This window comes from Methanobrevibacter sp., from assembly GCF_045646045.1.
Taxonomy (GTDB): Archaea; Methanobacteriota; Methanobacteria; order Methanobacteriales; family Methanobacteriaceae; genus Methanocatella.
In genome coordinates this window covers 1-16,059 of the sequence record NZ_JAZRJY010000096.1, presented here as the reverse complement: position 1 = coordinate 16,059, position 16,059 = coordinate 1, and the positions used below count along the sequence as shown (strand labels likewise).

General features: G+C 32.2%; 13 protein-coding genes and 1 pseudogene. 3 read left to right on the top strand and 11 right to left on the bottom strand.

Annotation, left to right across the window (positions count from 1 at the left end; genetic code table 11):
* Both ACKI5C_RS06595 and ACKI5C_RS06590 read left to right on the top strand, forming a co-directional pair.
* Window positions 1-204 (top strand): annotated as a pseudogene (locus tag ACKI5C_RS06595) (hypothetical protein); the annotation flags it as partial.
* An 80-nt stretch (window positions 205-284) separates the two neighbouring features.
* Window positions 285-536, top strand: a complete 252-nt coding sequence (locus ACKI5C_RS06590) for a hypothetical protein (protein ID WP_407432381.1) — start codon at window positions 285-287, stop codon at window positions 534-536.
* Here the strand turns inward: ACKI5C_RS06590 and ACKI5C_RS06585 are convergent.
* The 10 genes from ACKI5C_RS06585 to ACKI5C_RS06540 form a co-directional block, all read right to left on the bottom strand.
* Window positions 527-802 carry a hypothetical protein gene (locus tag ACKI5C_RS06585; RefSeq protein ID WP_407432380.1) on the bottom strand — a complete coding sequence of 92 codons (276 nt, stop codon included), beginning with the start codon at window positions 800-802 and terminating at the stop codon, window positions 527-529. The two genes, ACKI5C_RS06590 and ACKI5C_RS06585, sit on opposite strands and share 10 nt — an antisense overlap.
* A 31-nt stretch (window positions 803-833) precedes the next feature.
* On the bottom strand, window positions 834-1,193 hold the full coding sequence (locus tag ACKI5C_RS06580) for an adhesin (protein ID WP_407432379.1): 360 nt from the start codon (window positions 1,191-1,193) through the stop codon (window positions 834-836).
* Window positions 1,194-1,518: 325 nt separating this feature from the next.
* Window positions 1,519-3,126, bottom strand: coding sequence for a right-handed parallel beta-helix repeat-containing protein (locus tag ACKI5C_RS06575; protein ID WP_407432378.1), 1,608 nt, complete (start codon window positions 3,124-3,126; stop codon window positions 1,519-1,521).
* A gap of 421 nt (window positions 3,127-3,547) precedes the next feature.
* The gene (locus ACKI5C_RS06570; protein WP_407432377.1) at window positions 3,548-3,679 is read right to left on the bottom strand and encodes a hypothetical protein; all 132 of its coding nucleotides are present in this window, start codon (window positions 3,677-3,679) and stop codon (window positions 3,548-3,550) included.
* A 143-nt stretch (window positions 3,680-3,822) separates the two neighbouring features.
* Entirely contained in the window at window positions 3,823-3,966 is a 144-nt protein-coding gene (locus tag ACKI5C_RS06565; protein ID WP_407432376.1) for a hypothetical protein, read from the bottom strand.
* Between the two features lie 70 nt (window positions 3,967-4,036).
* On the bottom strand, window positions 4,037-5,152 hold the full coding sequence (locus tag ACKI5C_RS06560) for a hypothetical protein (RefSeq protein ID WP_407432375.1): 1,116 nt from the start codon (window positions 5,150-5,152) through the stop codon (window positions 4,037-4,039).
* Between the two features lie 136 nt (window positions 5,153-5,288).
* Window positions 5,289-5,909, bottom strand: coding sequence for a hypothetical protein (locus ACKI5C_RS06555; protein ID WP_407432374.1), 621 nt, complete (start codon window positions 5,907-5,909; stop codon window positions 5,289-5,291).
* Window positions 5,910-6,243: 334 nt separating this feature from the next.
* A complete protein-coding gene (locus tag ACKI5C_RS06550) occupies window positions 6,244-8,817 on the bottom strand; it encodes a C1 family peptidase (protein WP_407432373.1) in 2,574 nt (857 codons plus the stop codon).
* Window positions 8,818-8,956: 139 nt separating this feature from the next.
* Window positions 8,957-12,868, bottom strand: coding sequence for a C1 family peptidase (locus tag ACKI5C_RS06545; protein ID WP_407432372.1), 3,912 nt, complete (start codon window positions 12,866-12,868; stop codon window positions 8,957-8,959).
* Between the two features lie 308 nt (window positions 12,869-13,176).
* On the bottom strand, window positions 13,177-14,115 hold the full coding sequence (locus ACKI5C_RS06540; RefSeq protein WP_407432371.1) for a hypothetical protein: 939 nt from the start codon (window positions 14,113-14,115) through the stop codon (window positions 13,177-13,179).
* 163 nt (window positions 14,116-14,278) lie between these two features.
* On the opposite strand from ACKI5C_RS06540, the gene ACKI5C_RS06535 reads away from it, so the two are divergent.
* The gene (locus tag ACKI5C_RS06535; protein WP_407432370.1) at window positions 14,279-15,100 is read left to right on the top strand and encodes a 4Fe-4S binding protein; all 822 of its coding nucleotides are present in this window, start codon (window positions 14,279-14,281) and stop codon (window positions 15,098-15,100) included.
* Window positions 15,101-15,831: 731 nt separating this feature from the next.
* Here ACKI5C_RS06535 and ACKI5C_RS06530 read toward each other — a convergent pair.
* Window positions 15,832-16,059 (bottom strand): hypothetical protein (locus ACKI5C_RS06530; protein WP_407432369.1); only part of this gene is annotated, 228 nt, incomplete at its 5' end.

The window sequence follows — 16,059 nt, the reverse complement described above, 5'->3', positions numbered from 1 at the left end:
CAAGCCGAAAAGAAAGGAGAAGAAAAAGGATTTGAAAAAGGAGAAAAAGAAGGATTTGAAAAAGGAGAAAAAGAAGGATTTGAAAAAGGAGAAGAAAACGTGATATTAAAACTTCTAGAAAAAGACACCCCTGAAGAAATATCCGCAAAATATAACATACCTCTGGAAAAAATACAAAAAATACAGAACTCAAAAATAGATTAACATCAAATCAAAGAATTAAACACACCAAATTACCTTCACCATTTCCAAACTAAACACCATGCCATCAAGGAGAACTAACCATGAGCAAATTAGAATTAAGACCATTTGAAGAACAACTAGCAAACGTAATATATGCAAATAGACTAGACCAAGCCGAAAAGAAAGGAGAAGAAAAAGGATTTGAAAAAGGAGAAAAAGAAGGATTTGAAAAAGGAGAAAGAAACGTGATATTAAAACTTCTAGAAAAAGACACCCCTGAAGAAATATCTGAAAAATACAACATACCTCTGGAAAAAATGGAAAAAATAGAAAAATCAAAAAATCAGATATAAATCAAATCGCTACTGCTTTGACCGAACTTGATTCCATTGGTTTTACCGTTCGGAAGTATTGATGAGATAACAACTGGATAATCATCCTCAGGATTAATAATCATTGTATGAATTACATCTTTTCGGGTTTCAATGACTATTTTATAGGTATTATCTACCTTTGAGAGCACACCGTTTAGAAAAACCTCATTGAATGATTCTTCATATAGATACTCTGGCAGGTCAACATCAATATTAAAATAATCTAAAAGTTCTTTTAAAATCATAGTAATCGAAAAAAAGAAAAAAGAAGGGTAATTATGGTTCAACAACTAAATTTTGAGTAAAATTACATCCTTCATAATCTGCAGTACCATTGAAAGTACAGTTAAATGTATATTTTCCAGGATTTACACCAGCAATACCGAATCCTAATTTACCATCATTGTTGGTAGTGAAATTAATATGATTTACTTCACCACTTTCAGCAGTAACATAAATATCAACTATTTGATTAGCAATAGGTGTATTGTCTTTTGCAGTTAAAGTTAAATTAAAGGAATCTCCATTTTTTAACTTATCCGGACTTGTTACTTCAATATGGCTTGCTTGAACTGCATAAACAACTGAAGTAGCAATAACCAATACTAATAATGCAAGGATTATTTTTTTATTCACATTTTCACCTCATTGTATATTTGGTAGATTTTTTTGATCTGATTTGTAAGATGAGCCTATCAACTCACCGGTTTCAACATCATACTGTCTGAATCCGCCATCTTTATAGCGGACTTCTCTATATTGACCTTTACCGGCTTGTTTGTTAAATTTTATTTCTTCAGATATAATATCTTGATTTATAAAATCACCCCACAATAACTAATTTTGTTTTTATAATATATTTATTTTGACATTAGATAATAAATTCACTGATGGATTTACAGTTAAAAAAAAAGACAGTATGATAGAAATCATACTGTATCAAATGACATGTTTCCTTTGATTACATCATCATGAAATCAGTTGTATTATTCTTCAATATGGAAAATAATAATGTGAATATGCTGTAACCATAAAATTCAGCAAAAATCATGTGTATTCCTTGGGAATTGATAGTTACATCTACAGATACATTACAAGGGCCAATCTTTTCATTGCTGAAATCCGTGTGTATATTATGATATAAATTAAGATTACTTAAATCGAAAAGTTCACCCTCAAATATGCTTCCGTTATTATTCATAAAACAAGCTGTTATAAGGGTTATTTCATTTACATCATATATGAATTTACTTCTGGATAAAATCATTCCTAACGGATTGCTATCACTTATGTAATCATTTGGTCCGGACAAATGTGCTGCAGTCAATATGTCATTATCTGCTGAAGGGTTTTTATCACTCCAGCAGTTACTGTCTACTGAATCATAGTAACCATAGTTAAATACTGCCTGTCCTTTCTTTTGTGCAGAATTTCCGTTGAAGAAATTATTTTCTAAAGTTAAATGTGATCTTGATGAATCCATATAAATTACTCCGCCACTTTGACCGCAATGATTATTTACAAAGATACATTGAGAAAAGGCAACTTCGTTTTCGGAGTAAATGTGTATTGCTCCACCATATCCATTTTCAGCGTTGTTATTGATGAATTTTTCATATTTAACATCGTCCGTAAAGAAGTAGGCGTATATCGCTCCACCATGTTTTCCTGCAGCATTATTTTCAAAGGAATTTGAGCCTAATAATGTTACGCCTAATGCATATACTGCCCCACCATTAGCTTTAGCATAATTTTTATTGAATGTTGAATTGGAAATTCTTACATTACCCTCTACATAAATAGCTCCACCATAACCATCACTAGATGCAATACGATTGGATTCAAATCGGCATAAACTGATATCCGCATCTCTTCCTGAATAAAATGCACCACCATAGTCATTAGCACTATTTTGTATGAAATCTACATTTACAGCGTTTAGATCTCTTTCCACATAAACCGCTCCAGCGTAATCTGCACTGTTAGATATGAATGTGGAATTTTCAATATCTATTGAATTTTCAGAATAAACTGCACCACCCTTATATTCAGCATAATTATTTTCAAAAATACAATCAATAATTGTATATTTTGCATTATCAGTTATGTAAATAGCACCGCCATAATCATTATTGGCATTTATTATACTAAGATTTTTTATTGTAATATCTCCTTTGCTTGAATAAAATGCAGAGCAACCCACTTCATTTAAACAGTCAATAGTGTGTCCTTGACCATCTATTATTAAATTTTTATCCAGCTGAATAAATGAGTATCTATCACCCTCATAATCTTTTGTTAAAATTAAAATAGAACCGTCAGCAGCATTGTCTATTTCCGCTTGCAGTTCATCAAAAGAACCAGGTGTTTGATAATCATACTTAAAAACATTTGTATTTGAATCTTCTATAACATCTGTTGAATTATGACAGTCAAAAGCATCAGAACAACAAATTGGATGTGTTTGAGCATCAGGCATTGCGGAATTATCCATATCCGCTGCTGAAACACAACTTATACCAATTAATGCAAATGAAATCAACATTACCAAAAGCATTATTTTTTTCATGTTTTTACCTCCAAAATATATTAAAAAAGTAAATAAAAGACTTTTTATTCTTATTTTTACCAATATGTTAAATATATTTTACTGTAAGCAGGTACTTGCTTGCAAAATTAATAATTTTCAAAAATAATAATTCAAGAATATTAGATTTCATTTTTAAAAAAGAAATGTTATTATTAACCCAAAATTAAATTATATTATCAAGGTTTTAATCCATGAATGATTACTGGGATATCATACTGGACCAAAGGACATATCACCTACAACATATGATGCATCTGAACCCCATTCAGAAAAATCTTCAAGAACTAAACTTTCCTCGAATTCTAAAGAATTATCAGGCCACATAACACCCCGAACAAATCATTCATCATCCATAAAAGTTACCAAATAGTCTGATAATTAAAAAAAAAGAAGATGAAATTTAAACTCTTTCATCAGATTTGTCCCAATCAGGATTTTTGGCAGGCAATTTTGTCAATATTACTGTAGCCACAAGAACAATGATTGCCGTTGCTATAGTGAAAATGACTTGATCAATGTTTGAAGTCGTCACAACTTCAATGACTCCTCCAATCCAGATGACTGAAATAAAAATCGGAAGAATGTATTTTACAATTATAATCCACCTTTTCCTAGCTTGATTGTTTTGCTTCTGGAGTTTAAAAAGTCAATAAGCTTTTCTGCCTTGAATACCCATCAAAATATAATGCACTCAACGATTACTGCAAAAAGCAGTGCAATCTGGTTGATGAAAGTATCCACATATCCAAGCAGATTCGCACCAAAAGATGTTGCATAAATCATTGAAAATATAGCTCCTAGGATGATTAGAATTGTCATTGCCATTGATCGGGATAGTCCAAACTTATTTTGAATTGAAAATGGCAGGGGCTCGATTGTAGAAATAATCTCAACCTTTAATAGTTATTTTATTTCCAATGCTTGAACCGTTATAGCTTGATGTTATAATATATTCCCCCGGCATTAGGTTAATGTTTAATTTGGCTATACCATCACTGCCGGTTGGTCTGTTGTATAAAACACCGTTAATGTTGAACTGAACACTTTGATTTGCATAAGGCTTACCCTGACCGTCAACCAAAGTTGCCTTGAATTGAGTTCCGTCACGGTATTTCATTGAAATGTCACTAGCATTCAATACAGGCAATACTTTGATGTTATTTGATACAAGACATCCTTTGTATTCAGCAGTAATGATGTAATCACCAGCTTGTAAGTTTATGTTTAACTTAGCTATACCGTTTGCATCAGTTTGACGAGTATAGAATACGCCGTTAATGTTGAATGTTACATTTTCACCGGCGCCGACAGCTTTACCGTCATCACCTAAAACTTTAACAGTATATTGGGATGCATTTCTGTAGTATTTAACAAGATCTGCATTTTCAATGAGTCTGGACAATACAGTAATGTTATTAGCCGTACGGTCACCAGTAACCGGATTCATTGCAGTGATTACATATTTACCAGCATTCAAATTAATATTTAATCTTGCCAAACCTTTATCGCCGGAAACTTTACGCTCATACATTACACCGTTGATGTTGAATCTGACAGTTTCACCATCTTTGAGGTAGTTTCCTTCACTGTCACGGAAAGTAGCATAGTACTGTGTGCCATTTCTGAAAACTTTAGTAATGTCAGTACCATTAACTGTTGTTAAAATGCATACAACTGAATTTACTGTGCGATTATCAACAGTGACTGTTACATTGTATAATCCGCTGTTTAATCCCAATGCAATACTTGCGCTACCACTGGCATTAGTAGTTCTAGTGTATGAAACACCATGAATGCCTATAATAACAGTTTTATTTGCTAAAGGATTGCCCTCATAATCTGTTAGAGTTACAACAAATCTTTCAGGACCGCCAAAGTACTTGGTTACATCAGGAGCGGAGATTATATCTGATTTATCCTTTTCTACAATAATAATGACCTCTTCAGTAAGTGGAAGATACTTATAATTACCGGAATAAATTACAGGAATTGTATAGTTACCCACAGGCAAAGCAGGAAGTGTTATTGTAACTTCAGGATCTGCAACCTGAGCGGTGAAGTTTTTACCCCCAACAACAGCAGTAACATTAGCACCAATGGCATCATCAGGGAATTTTATATTAATAGTGACATTTTTACCTTCAATTATTGAAATTGCAATTTGTCACAAAATAATCAGAACCATCACTATTCAAGTAAACTGCACCACCAAAATCAGCAGTGTTACCGGTAAAATTACAATTTGATAGAGTACCTCTCTGATTAAAGTAAACTACACCACCCATACCTGAAGCAGAGTTATCAATAAAATTACAATTTTCAATAGTGCCCCCGGCTTTAGTAAAATAAAATGCTGCTCCATCACCATCATGACTTGCATTTATAATTGTTAGATTTTTAATTGTTACACCAGAAGCAAATACGTTAAATACCCGAATATTTGATCCTGCCATATCAATAACCGCACCGTTACCATCAATAACACTATTATCTATTTGAATGTCGATAGTAGAAACAGCGCCATTAGAAGTATAGTAATCATGCTGTAATGTTTTATTTCCTCCATTACCAATCTCATCTTTCAGCACTGAAAATGTACTTGTATCAATGCCTAATACATCAAATTCATTTTGAATACCTACAATTTCATCATTACCACTTAAAGATGTTAAATTTGTAGCATCTGTATTTACATCAGCTGCGCTAACAGAACTGATTAAAACAAATATTATAAGAAGAGATAAAATTGTATAAATACACATTTTAAACTTAATATTATTACCTCCATTTAAATAAATATAATTTTCTGCAAAAATTAATTTTTCAATATAAAAATCATATCAAAAAAAATAATTTTAGAAAAACTATAATTAAATATCCATATTAAATTATTTATAATTATATTTTCTGAACAAAATTATATTAATACAAAAAACTCTTTATAAATTGGAAAAAAAGATGATTCAATATGCATGTGGTTAAAAATACTATATACTATAATAATGGACTAATAAAAAAAGGATTAAGTAAATTAATCCTTCTTTGTAATTCGCCACGAAATCCAGTTATTAATTCAACAATATTCTAACCTAAAATCTATGGCTGATTTTTTGTATATGCTTTTAAGGATACTGTTTTATTTTCCAGAGATATGTCTTTCCATCCGTCACCAGTGTTTACAAATGTTGTATTTTTCAAGTAATGCTGTCTTGAAAAACTTAATTTAGGAATGCTTTTCTTTTTCATTTCTACTTTGAAGGTATCGCCCTTTTTAACCGGAATTTCTTTAGTTAATTTAACTGTATGGAATCCGTAGTATGGCGCAGTTCCATTTTGTGTGTGTTTCAGCTGTCCATTTACATAGACATCAAGTGAATAGTTTTCACTTTCATTGCCAAAGTAAGTACCAACAGCGCTGATTAGCTCATTTTCATTGCTTTTATATGTGTTTGAATAGCTTACATCCTTATTATAATTATCAAAGTTTAAATTTCCTGATAAATCCGTCTGGTAATTTGTCGTATAATTTTCAGTATTATTCATAATAAAAGCTACTGTATAGGTGTAATTAAAAATACCTACATCATAATAGGAAATATATCCGTATCCGTCTTTTCCCCAGTTAGTGTCCCAGCTGTTTTTAATTATCCATGCTCCATCTCCAGGAGGAGTAATTAAAAAATTGTCTTTTGAATAATTGTCATCCCATCCGACAATAGTGACCTCATGATTTTGATCTAGAGTTACATTCTGATATTGGGCTGCTGTCTTATCATTGTAATAGGGTGCACCATCAAAATTAACATATGAAACATCTAATGCACCATATTCCATTATTGCTTTTTTATAATTGTCATTATCTGTTAAATTATGACGAGGGTGGAAGAACATGACATCCTGAATGTGTATATTTTCATTCGGATTAAATATTGGAGATATTCTACCAAATTCATCATAGAAATCCTTATTTGCAGAAACTGGTCCAAACCAACTTAAAAGATATTCCACAGCCCAATCTGAAACTCCTCCATCATCAGCATCTTTTGAAACTCCATATTTTGAGTATTTCAGCATGGTGTTTACCATATGGCTTTCGGAAAAGTCATATGATTTTCCTGTTGCCTTAAGTACTGCAGATTCCAGTGCTCCCATTGTTCCGAAGGCCCAGCAGGAATTTGCATCTCCTTGGGTTCTAACTGGAGTAACCCATCCATGATCACGCAAATCAAAACGTGAAGGAATTGAATCAGTATTCAAATTTTTATTGTTAATATTGAGTTCGGGAGATTTTCCTGATACAATTGAGTTATAATTGGTATCGTTTAAAACTAAAGTGTCATTAATATAAGTATTGTTTGTTAAGGAATTTCCACTAAATACACCATGAATAGCTTCGTGATTATTTTTAAATTCATCCTTGGAACTTTTTAAATCAGAATCATATGCATATATTGCATTTTTGGTATTGTTTGTGAAAGTTGAGGAAACTGAAGTGAGATTAGTCTTGTCGCAGTAAAGTGCTCCGCCATTGAATGAATCCTGTTTTTCAAGTTTATTTGATTCAAAAGTACAATTGGTCAAATTAAAATCTACAAAAGATGTATAAATTGCTCCCCCATCATAGTTAGCAGTATTGTTGCCAAAAATGGAATTTTCTATCGTTAAACGACCGCAGGACTGGAGTAGTGCACCACCAAAATTTCCACGTGAATTAAGGAATTTTGAATTCTTAATGGATACGCCTAATGATGTATTAAGATAGTCATCTATATCTATAGCACCACCATTTTTATTTGAGACTGTATTCATAAATGTACAGTTATTTATTTCCCCATAGTTCAATTCCCTTAGTCCAATTGCTCCTGCAGTTTCATTTGCATGTAACTTTTCAAAAGAAGAATCTTTAACAGACACATTTCCGAGAGCATATATTCCTGGGGCGTATCTTCCGTCGGAATCTGTGAAAGTTGAATCATCGACATCCAAAGACAGATTTGAGTAAATACCACTTCCCCAGGGCGCATGGTTATTGCTGAAATGACAATTTGTGACATTTGTAATGGCTGAAGTAAATATAGCTCCCCCCGTTTCACTGGCGGTTAAATCTTTAAATGTAGAATCTTTAACTGTCATATCTGCCTGGGCACATATTGCTGAGCCGGATTTTGAATTTGAATTAATAAAAGTTGAATTGGTGACGTTTAACTCACCGTCTGTGAAAATGCCCGCTCCATATTGGGCATTATTTGCATTAAAAGTACAGTTGGATACTGTTAATGTAGTATTATCACCATTAAATATAGCTCCACCGTCTTTTGAGTCCGAATTTCCGTTAACAAAATTGAAATTTTTGATTGTAACATTTTTTCCAGTTATATTAAATATTCTGGACTGATTAGCCCCGTCAATGCTATGGCCATTACCGTTTATTACAATATTGCTTTTGTCTATTAAAATTCCATCATTCAATTCATAATCGCTTGAATTGCTAAATTTATAATCCTGCGTTATGTCCATACTATTTTCATTTTTGTTAATTTCATTTTGAAGCGTTTTGAAGTTTTCTCCAGATGAAACAACATTAAATGATATGATTACACCTACAAGCAATATGCACAGTACAGCTATAGCAAGAAGAATTGCATTTTTATTAATTTTTATCCCCCACATATATTTCAAAATTAAAACTTATATAATTATATTTATAATTTTTTAATAATAAATATTATGTACAAAATTAAAAGATTTTTGATAAAAATTAAAAAGTATTCATTATATTGTGAAAAAGAAAAAGAAAGGATTAAATTTATTAATCCTTGATTGTAATTGTATTTGCGATTGCCATTCCATCATACATTGATGTAATGATGTATTTTCCGGCCATCAGGTTAATGTTTAACTTGGCTATACCTTCAGAATTACTTGTACGGGTATATAATACTCCGTTGACGTTGAAAGTAACATCAGCATCAGCCAGAGGTTTGCCTTGACCGTCCAGGACCATTGCATTGAATGTTGAACCGTCTTTGTATTTCATTTCCAAGTCCTCAGCAATCAATGTCGGCAATACAGTGATGTTATATGACATCATAAGACCTGTAAACGGATCAGTAGCTGTCAGGATGTATTCTCCAGGAAGCAAATTAATGTTTAGCTTTGCAGTTCCGTTTTCATCAGTTGTACGGTTGTAGAAAACACCGTTGATATTCATGGTAATGTTTTTGCCGGCTACCGGATTACCTGCAGTATCAACTAATGAGATATAGAACTGTGAAGCGTTTCTGAAGTATTTGACCAGGTCATCACCTAATAATGTAGGCAATACCGTAATGTTATTTTCAACTGTTGTATCGTTGAATGTGGTTTTGATTGTGTAATTGCCAGGATTAAGATTGATTGCTATTCTTGCGGTTCCGTTTTTATCACTTATACGGGTGTAATTCATACCATTGATTTCAAAGGTTACGGTTTCGTTTGCAACGGCAATATTTGCTTCAAACATGGAATCGTTTTTATAGATTTTAACCAGGTTCTGGGTATAAATAGGTAAATCCTTAGTATATGCTTTTATAAAAGCAACATTTTCCTTATAGAGAAAATCAATCCACCGATTATTTTCATAAACAAAGGTCGTATTGTAGGAATTATGGACTCTTGTACTACTATCCTCAATGAAAGGAACAGAACTTGAAGCTATTACTACAAAGAATTCATCACCTTCTGTAAGAGGTATATATTCATCCAATGGGATTGTATGGAATCCGAAGAATGGAGATACACCTTTTTGAGTTAATGCCACGTTACCATTAACAATAATTTGAATGGTATAATTGATGCCTTCACGTTCAAAGTATGTTCCAACAGCCGCAAGGGCGTCATTGCCTGAAGCTATAAATAAATTGGCATAAATACTGCTTTTATTATAAAATTCACCATCCCATGTAATGGCATGCTGATAGTTTTTATCATATGTTTCATTATTTGCCAGTACCATTGCTATAAAATTGTAATCTGTTACATTACCTGTGCATAATGATTTATCATAGTATGAAACGTAGAAGTAACCGTTATCTCCCCAATCTGTTCCCCAGCTGTTTTTACAAATCCATGCTCCATCACCTTCAGGTGTTATGTAGAAATTATCCTTGGAGAAATTGTCATCCCAACCAACTATAGATATATCGTGGGATGGAGTTACGGTTTCATTACAGTACTGTGAATATGTTTTCGGGTAATAATAAGGAGATTCCTCATTAAATGTACTCTGTGAATAAATGTTTGCATCCAATGCACCGCATGTAAGAATTGCAGATTTAACATCACTAACGTTATTTGGAATAATCATAATGTCTTGAACGTGAATATATTCATCTGCAATTAGTGCTGGTGAAATCTTTCCAAGTTCATCGTATGAATCATAATCATTTGGAAATGCTCCTAACCAGCTTAATAAATATGATGTTCCATATAAGCCAGATCCTCCTTCAACATACTGAGAATATCCGTATTTGGAGTATCTTAACATCATGCTTTGCATGTTATTTTCTGAAAGATCAGTTGCCAATCCTGCTTCTTTTAATAATGCAGATTCTAATGCAGCGTTAGGACCGAATGTCCAGCAGGACCCCATCCTGCCCTGATTTCTGACCGGAGAAACCCAGCCCCACTCACGTAAATCAAATCTGGATGGAGTTGCATTAACATTTATTGTATTGTTAAGTGATTCAAATTCAATTCCGTCTTGAGCAATTACTGTTGTATAAAATTTATTGTCCAGTGAATATGTGTCATTATAATACATATTTTTTTCTAATTCATAATAAGCATCAAAATCAGAGTATATTGCATTTGAATTGTTGAAAAATGTGGTACGGGTAACAGTAAAATTTGCATCCAGCACATATATTCCATTACCTACTTCTGCAAAGTTATTTGTAAATATGGAATCAGACATAGTTAATGTAATTAAATCACCGTATAATCCTCCACCATATGTTTTATAATCATCATATACAGGAACAACATTTGAATTGAAAGTAGAATTGGTTATTATAGCTTTAACAAATGAAAGATAGGCTGCTCCACCGCCATATGCTGCTTTATTTGAAGTAAATGTTGTGTTCATCATGACCAAATTACCTCCAAGCTGCATGTAAGCTCCACCAAATTCAGAAGCACAATTGGTGAACTGACAATTGAGAACCAACGCTGTTCCATTTCTTTTTCTGTTATTACCACAGACATCAATAAATACTGCACCACCATTTTTTCCGGATCTGACATCGGTGAATCTGGAATCCCTTATAATTGTTCCCAAACTATTGAAACCTTTAACTGCTATTGCTCCAGCAGTCTTATTTGCATTCAGGTTTATAAAATCACAATTATCAATAATTAGGGTACTGTTATCAGAATAAACTGCAGTGGAATAGTTTGACTGGATATTTGAAAAAGTAGTATTTGCAATCACTCCACAACCTTCGGCAGTTATATAAATTAAACCCCAGTTTACTTCTTCATCACTTATAAAAGTTCCATTGGATAGGACAAAATCAATATTATTTTCACAATAAATGACCTCCCCTATATCTGCATGATTATTTATGAATTTATCATTTTTACTTTCGTAGTTTGCTATATTTAAAACAGCACCACCAAAATCCTTGGCAGTATTATTTAAAAAAGTAACATTGGTTGTTTTTAAGGTTTCATTAGAAATTACTACAGCACCGCCAATATAACCAGCCCTGTTGTTTGAAAATATTGTATTGGACACACTGGAATTTCCTTTTACTAGAAGTGCTCCACCTTTTGAAGCGTTATTTTTGTTGAATAATGAATTGCTTATTATAGATTCTGATTCAGTATAAATTGCTCCCCCATCATCTTTAGCCTGGTTGGCATTGAATGTTGAATTGATTATTGTAGTAGCCTTCTCTATTGAAATTGCTCCTCCATTTTTAGCTCGGTTGGCGTTGAAAGTTGAATTGGTTATTGTAGCAGCATACTCTATTGCAATTGCTCCCCCATCATCTTCAGCTATGTTGGCGTTGAATACAGAATTATTTACTGTAGTTTTACCATGAATTAACAGTGCTCCACCGTTTTCTCCCTTGTTGCCGTTGAAAATTGAATTGATTATTGTAGTTTCTCCCAATGTTGAGACTGCTCCACCAACTTCTGCTTTGTTTTGGGCGAATAGTGCATCATTTATTGTAATCTTTCCATTTAAAAAGACTGCTCCACCGCTTCTGGCATAGTTGTTGTAGAATGTTACATTGTTTAAAGTAAGTGAGCCCATTACATATATTGCTCCACCGGATTTTTCCGGCCTGTATCCATTAATAAAATTAACGTTGGAAATGGTAACGTTATTTCCTGAAATAACCAATATTCTTGACTGGAAATTTCCGTCAAGTGTATGGCCTTCACCATTAATTACAAAATTATCTTTACTTATATTAATTCCCATATCATCATCAGTTGCATTATTGAAGGTATAATCCTTGGTTAACTCCAAAACCATACCCGCTTTTTGTATTTCCCCATCTAAGTCAGAGAATGAAGGTTCACTGACTGCATAACTTTCATCTTGCGAGATTTGCAAAGTATCTTGACCGTCATCACTTATAACCACGTCATTAACATTGTCTGCTGCACATACTGCCCCCAGAGACATGGTTAAAACAAGCATGACAATCATAATCTTTAAAACATCCATAATCATCACAATATAACATATGTGAAACATCATATAATAAATTTTTCATATAATGTTCAGATGCCTAATTATGCAGTAATTTATTTAAAAAAATAGCTATTTTGTTTAAAATTCATAAATTACTGATGCATTCACAGGCCGAAACTTTAAAAGAAATCATATTCCCAATTATAATTCAGGTCATTTAATTTCTTCATCCAACAAGAAATCTATAATGTAAAAAAAAGTAACAAAATCGAAATGCATTCTAAAAAACAATGCCAAAATCAAGAAAACAAACATTCAAGACTCGACAGAGTGTTTTAAAACTAATCCGAATTTAGAAAATCAACAAGATTTTGAAAGATTCGATCATTAATGACAGAATACCTGGATTGATTTTCAAAAATGTAATCTCCAACATATAACTTGTCCGGATTTTCGGGAATTGCTGATGGAGGATAGAAATCATTATTGAAATAGAAATAGTTAACAAATTCTGAAGTGTTCAAACCGACATTATATCCGTTGTCATTAGTCACATAGACATTTACGCCATATCTTTTTCCATTATCAGTATCCTGCAACTTATAATCATAGGAATAAAGATTACGCCTATTTGTACCTGAATCCTCATAAGAACAGATTTTAACAATAGCATCAACAGGGTCTGTTCCATAATCAGCATAGTTTCCTTCCTTAAAGCCGTAATACTCATTCGGAATAACTAAAAATTCACCAGGATTTAACTTACCCATCAAAACAGTTTCATTATAAACCACAGCATATTTTCCATTAGGAGCCTTGATGAAAAAATGGCCATAACCGTATTTGTTGAAGATTTTTTGAATCTTGGCGAGGGAATCTGATGAAATCTCTTCAGAAGCAAGCATTTCACAAGCAATATTTTCCCTATCCTGGGTTTCAGTGTCATTTGAAGAATCCCCACCATAACTTGCAATCCATCCATCCTCAGTAATTATTGCATGAATGAAATGGGAATCAGGATCCATTATCTCCTGTACAATAATTTCCTGATTATTCAATTCATCATTATGTATAACCACCCCGTCATCACCTAATTCAGCATCTTGTCTAAAAGCAAAAACAGTTTCATCTTTTTCCTGGATAGCAAATGAACAGCATTGAAAATGTGATTCATTAAAATCTGAATCGAAATCAGCCTCACTTACATCGCTTGCACATATTGCCATGGCAGACAGACAAACAATCAATGATACGAACAGGAATATTTTCTTGAAATTCATATAATACCACAATTTACTTAACTAATAGATTTTTATTTAAATTGTTATATAACATTTCCGAAACTTGAAAATGCTTTGCAAATATCTTTGGATTATGGTTTACTTTTTGGCTTTAAAATGTTTTTCACTAAATTTAATTATTATGGTTAAAAGATAGTTATATATGAACATTAAAGCACCAATAATTATGGAGTTAATTTTCATCGTGATTGCTGTTTTGGTATATATTACAACTTCCAACACATTTTTCATATTCAATTTCTTATATATTGGAACTGCAATAGCTGTTGGACTGTTCATGATGGCTAAAAATAACAGATATGCAAGAAACCTGATTATGCTTGCAGTTGGATGTTACCTGTTTTTTTACGTTGGCATTTTAGGTCATGAAAACTTGTCCCTGTCCGGATTTTGGTATTATTTGTGTTTAGGTGTTTTCGAAGCTGCTGTTATTCATTTTCTAATTGCAAAAATTCTTGGGCCATTACTCTTTGGCCGTGGATGGTGCGGCTATGCCTGCTGGACAGCAATGATATTGGATTTGCTACCTTACAAAACCCCTCAAAACGAAAGGAAACCCTGGGGGTATGTCAGATACATATTATTTGCAGCAATATCATGCGGTGTATGTTCACTATTCGTTTTTAAAGTTGCCAATCTTGATTCAATAATATTTTTCCTGTTTATTATAGGCAATGTAATTTATTATATTCTTGGAATTGCTATGGCATTTTATCTTAAAGATAATCGTGCATTCTGCAAATATGTCTGTCCGATTACGGTATTTTTAAAGATTTCAAGCTATTTTTCACTTTTAAGAGTTAAAGTTAATGAAAATAAATGCATCAGTTGCGGCAAATGCGTAAGGGCATGTCCGATGGATGTTGAAATGTTAAACAATTCCAGAAAAAGAGAAAATGGTACAGAATGCATATTATGCCTTGAATGTGTTCACAGCTGTCCAAATGATGCCCTGAAATTATGAACCTCTTTAATTTGAAAAATTAAGTATTTTCAGTCATCATGATGAATATTTTGATTAATATAAAATAAGATTTTGAACCTTTCCAGCTTCTACAAGCCGTAGAGGTTCAAACGAGTTAATACTTTAACAGATTTAACATCCAGATAATTTTAATATGGTGGGAAAATAAACATATTTTTACCTCCAATTTTTTCGGGACAATACATTCCCATCGCTACTGATAACTTTAAACAAGAAAGTATATAAATATTTTCGAATGTAAGTACTCACTTACATCATGAAATTAAAAAATAAGAACAATTAATTCTTAAAAATAATTTTTGGATGATATTGCAAATGTAATGTACTAACATTTTTGATGTTAGGAATATTCAACGGATTGGAGATTTTGGCTTGATCTTTGAAACGTTCTAAAAGAACAATTCAAAAATTTCGTGCAGAAAGTTCAATGAGAAAAGAAAAAGATACGTATAATTCTACAAGAAATATACGTTATGTATTTTTAACATCAAGATTATTTCGATGTTTCTAAAATTAATTCCACACCAGTTGAAAATTAAAGTAATATTTTAGGATTTCTGTCTCTAATTTGTTAAGTGATAGGTATTAATATATTTTCGATATTTTAGAATAACATACAAAAATATGGAAGCCAATCAAAAAAAGAAAAAAAATAAATTAAAATATATTTTGTTAATGTTCATATTAGCATCAATATTTGTATTATAATTTCATGTATTTTTTAAATCACATGTGAAATTTGAATATTCCCTTATTAGATTGCTTTTAAAGTAAATATTTGTCTTTTTCAAAGAGTTTGTTTCTTCCTGCAAAACAGACAAAACCAAAATTTTATTACGATATCTGGCAATTCCCCAAGAAATTATAAATTCACCCATCCCTAGAGCAATTATTATAGGAATAAATGAACAAAATCCAATTAAAAATACAACTATTGT

Coding starts and splice junctions, on each gene's coding strand:
- ACKI5C_RS06590 (WP_407432381.1), top strand. CDS start 285: ATGAGCAAATTAGAATTAAGACCATTTGAAGAACAACTAGCAAACGTA.
- ACKI5C_RS06585 (WP_407432380.1), bottom strand. CDS start 802: ATGATTTTAAAAGAACTTTTAGATTATTTTAATATTGATGTTGACCTG.
- ACKI5C_RS06575 (WP_407432378.1), bottom strand. CDS start 3,126: ATGAAAAAAATAATGCTTTTGGTAATGTTGATTTCATTTGCATTAATT.
- ACKI5C_RS06565 (WP_407432376.1), bottom strand. CDS start 3,966: ATGACAATTCTAATCATCCTAGGAGCTATATTTTCAATGATTTATGCA.
- ACKI5C_RS06555 (WP_407432374.1), bottom strand. CDS start 5,909: ATGTGTATTTATACAATTTTATCTCTTCTTATAATATTTGTTTTAATC.
- ACKI5C_RS06550 (WP_407432373.1), bottom strand. CDS start 8,817: ATGTGGGGGATAAAAATTAATAAAAATGCAATTCTTCTTGCTATAGCT.
- ACKI5C_RS06545 (WP_407432372.1), bottom strand. CDS start 12,868: ATGGATGTTTTAAAGATTATGATTGTCATGCTTGTTTTAACCATGTCT.
- ACKI5C_RS06540 (WP_407432371.1), bottom strand. CDS start 14,115: ATGAATTTCAAGAAAATATTCCTGTTCGTATCATTGATTGTTTGTCTG.
- ACKI5C_RS06535 (WP_407432370.1), top strand. CDS start 14,279: ATGAACATTAAAGCACCAATAATTATGGAGTTAATTTTCATCGTGATT.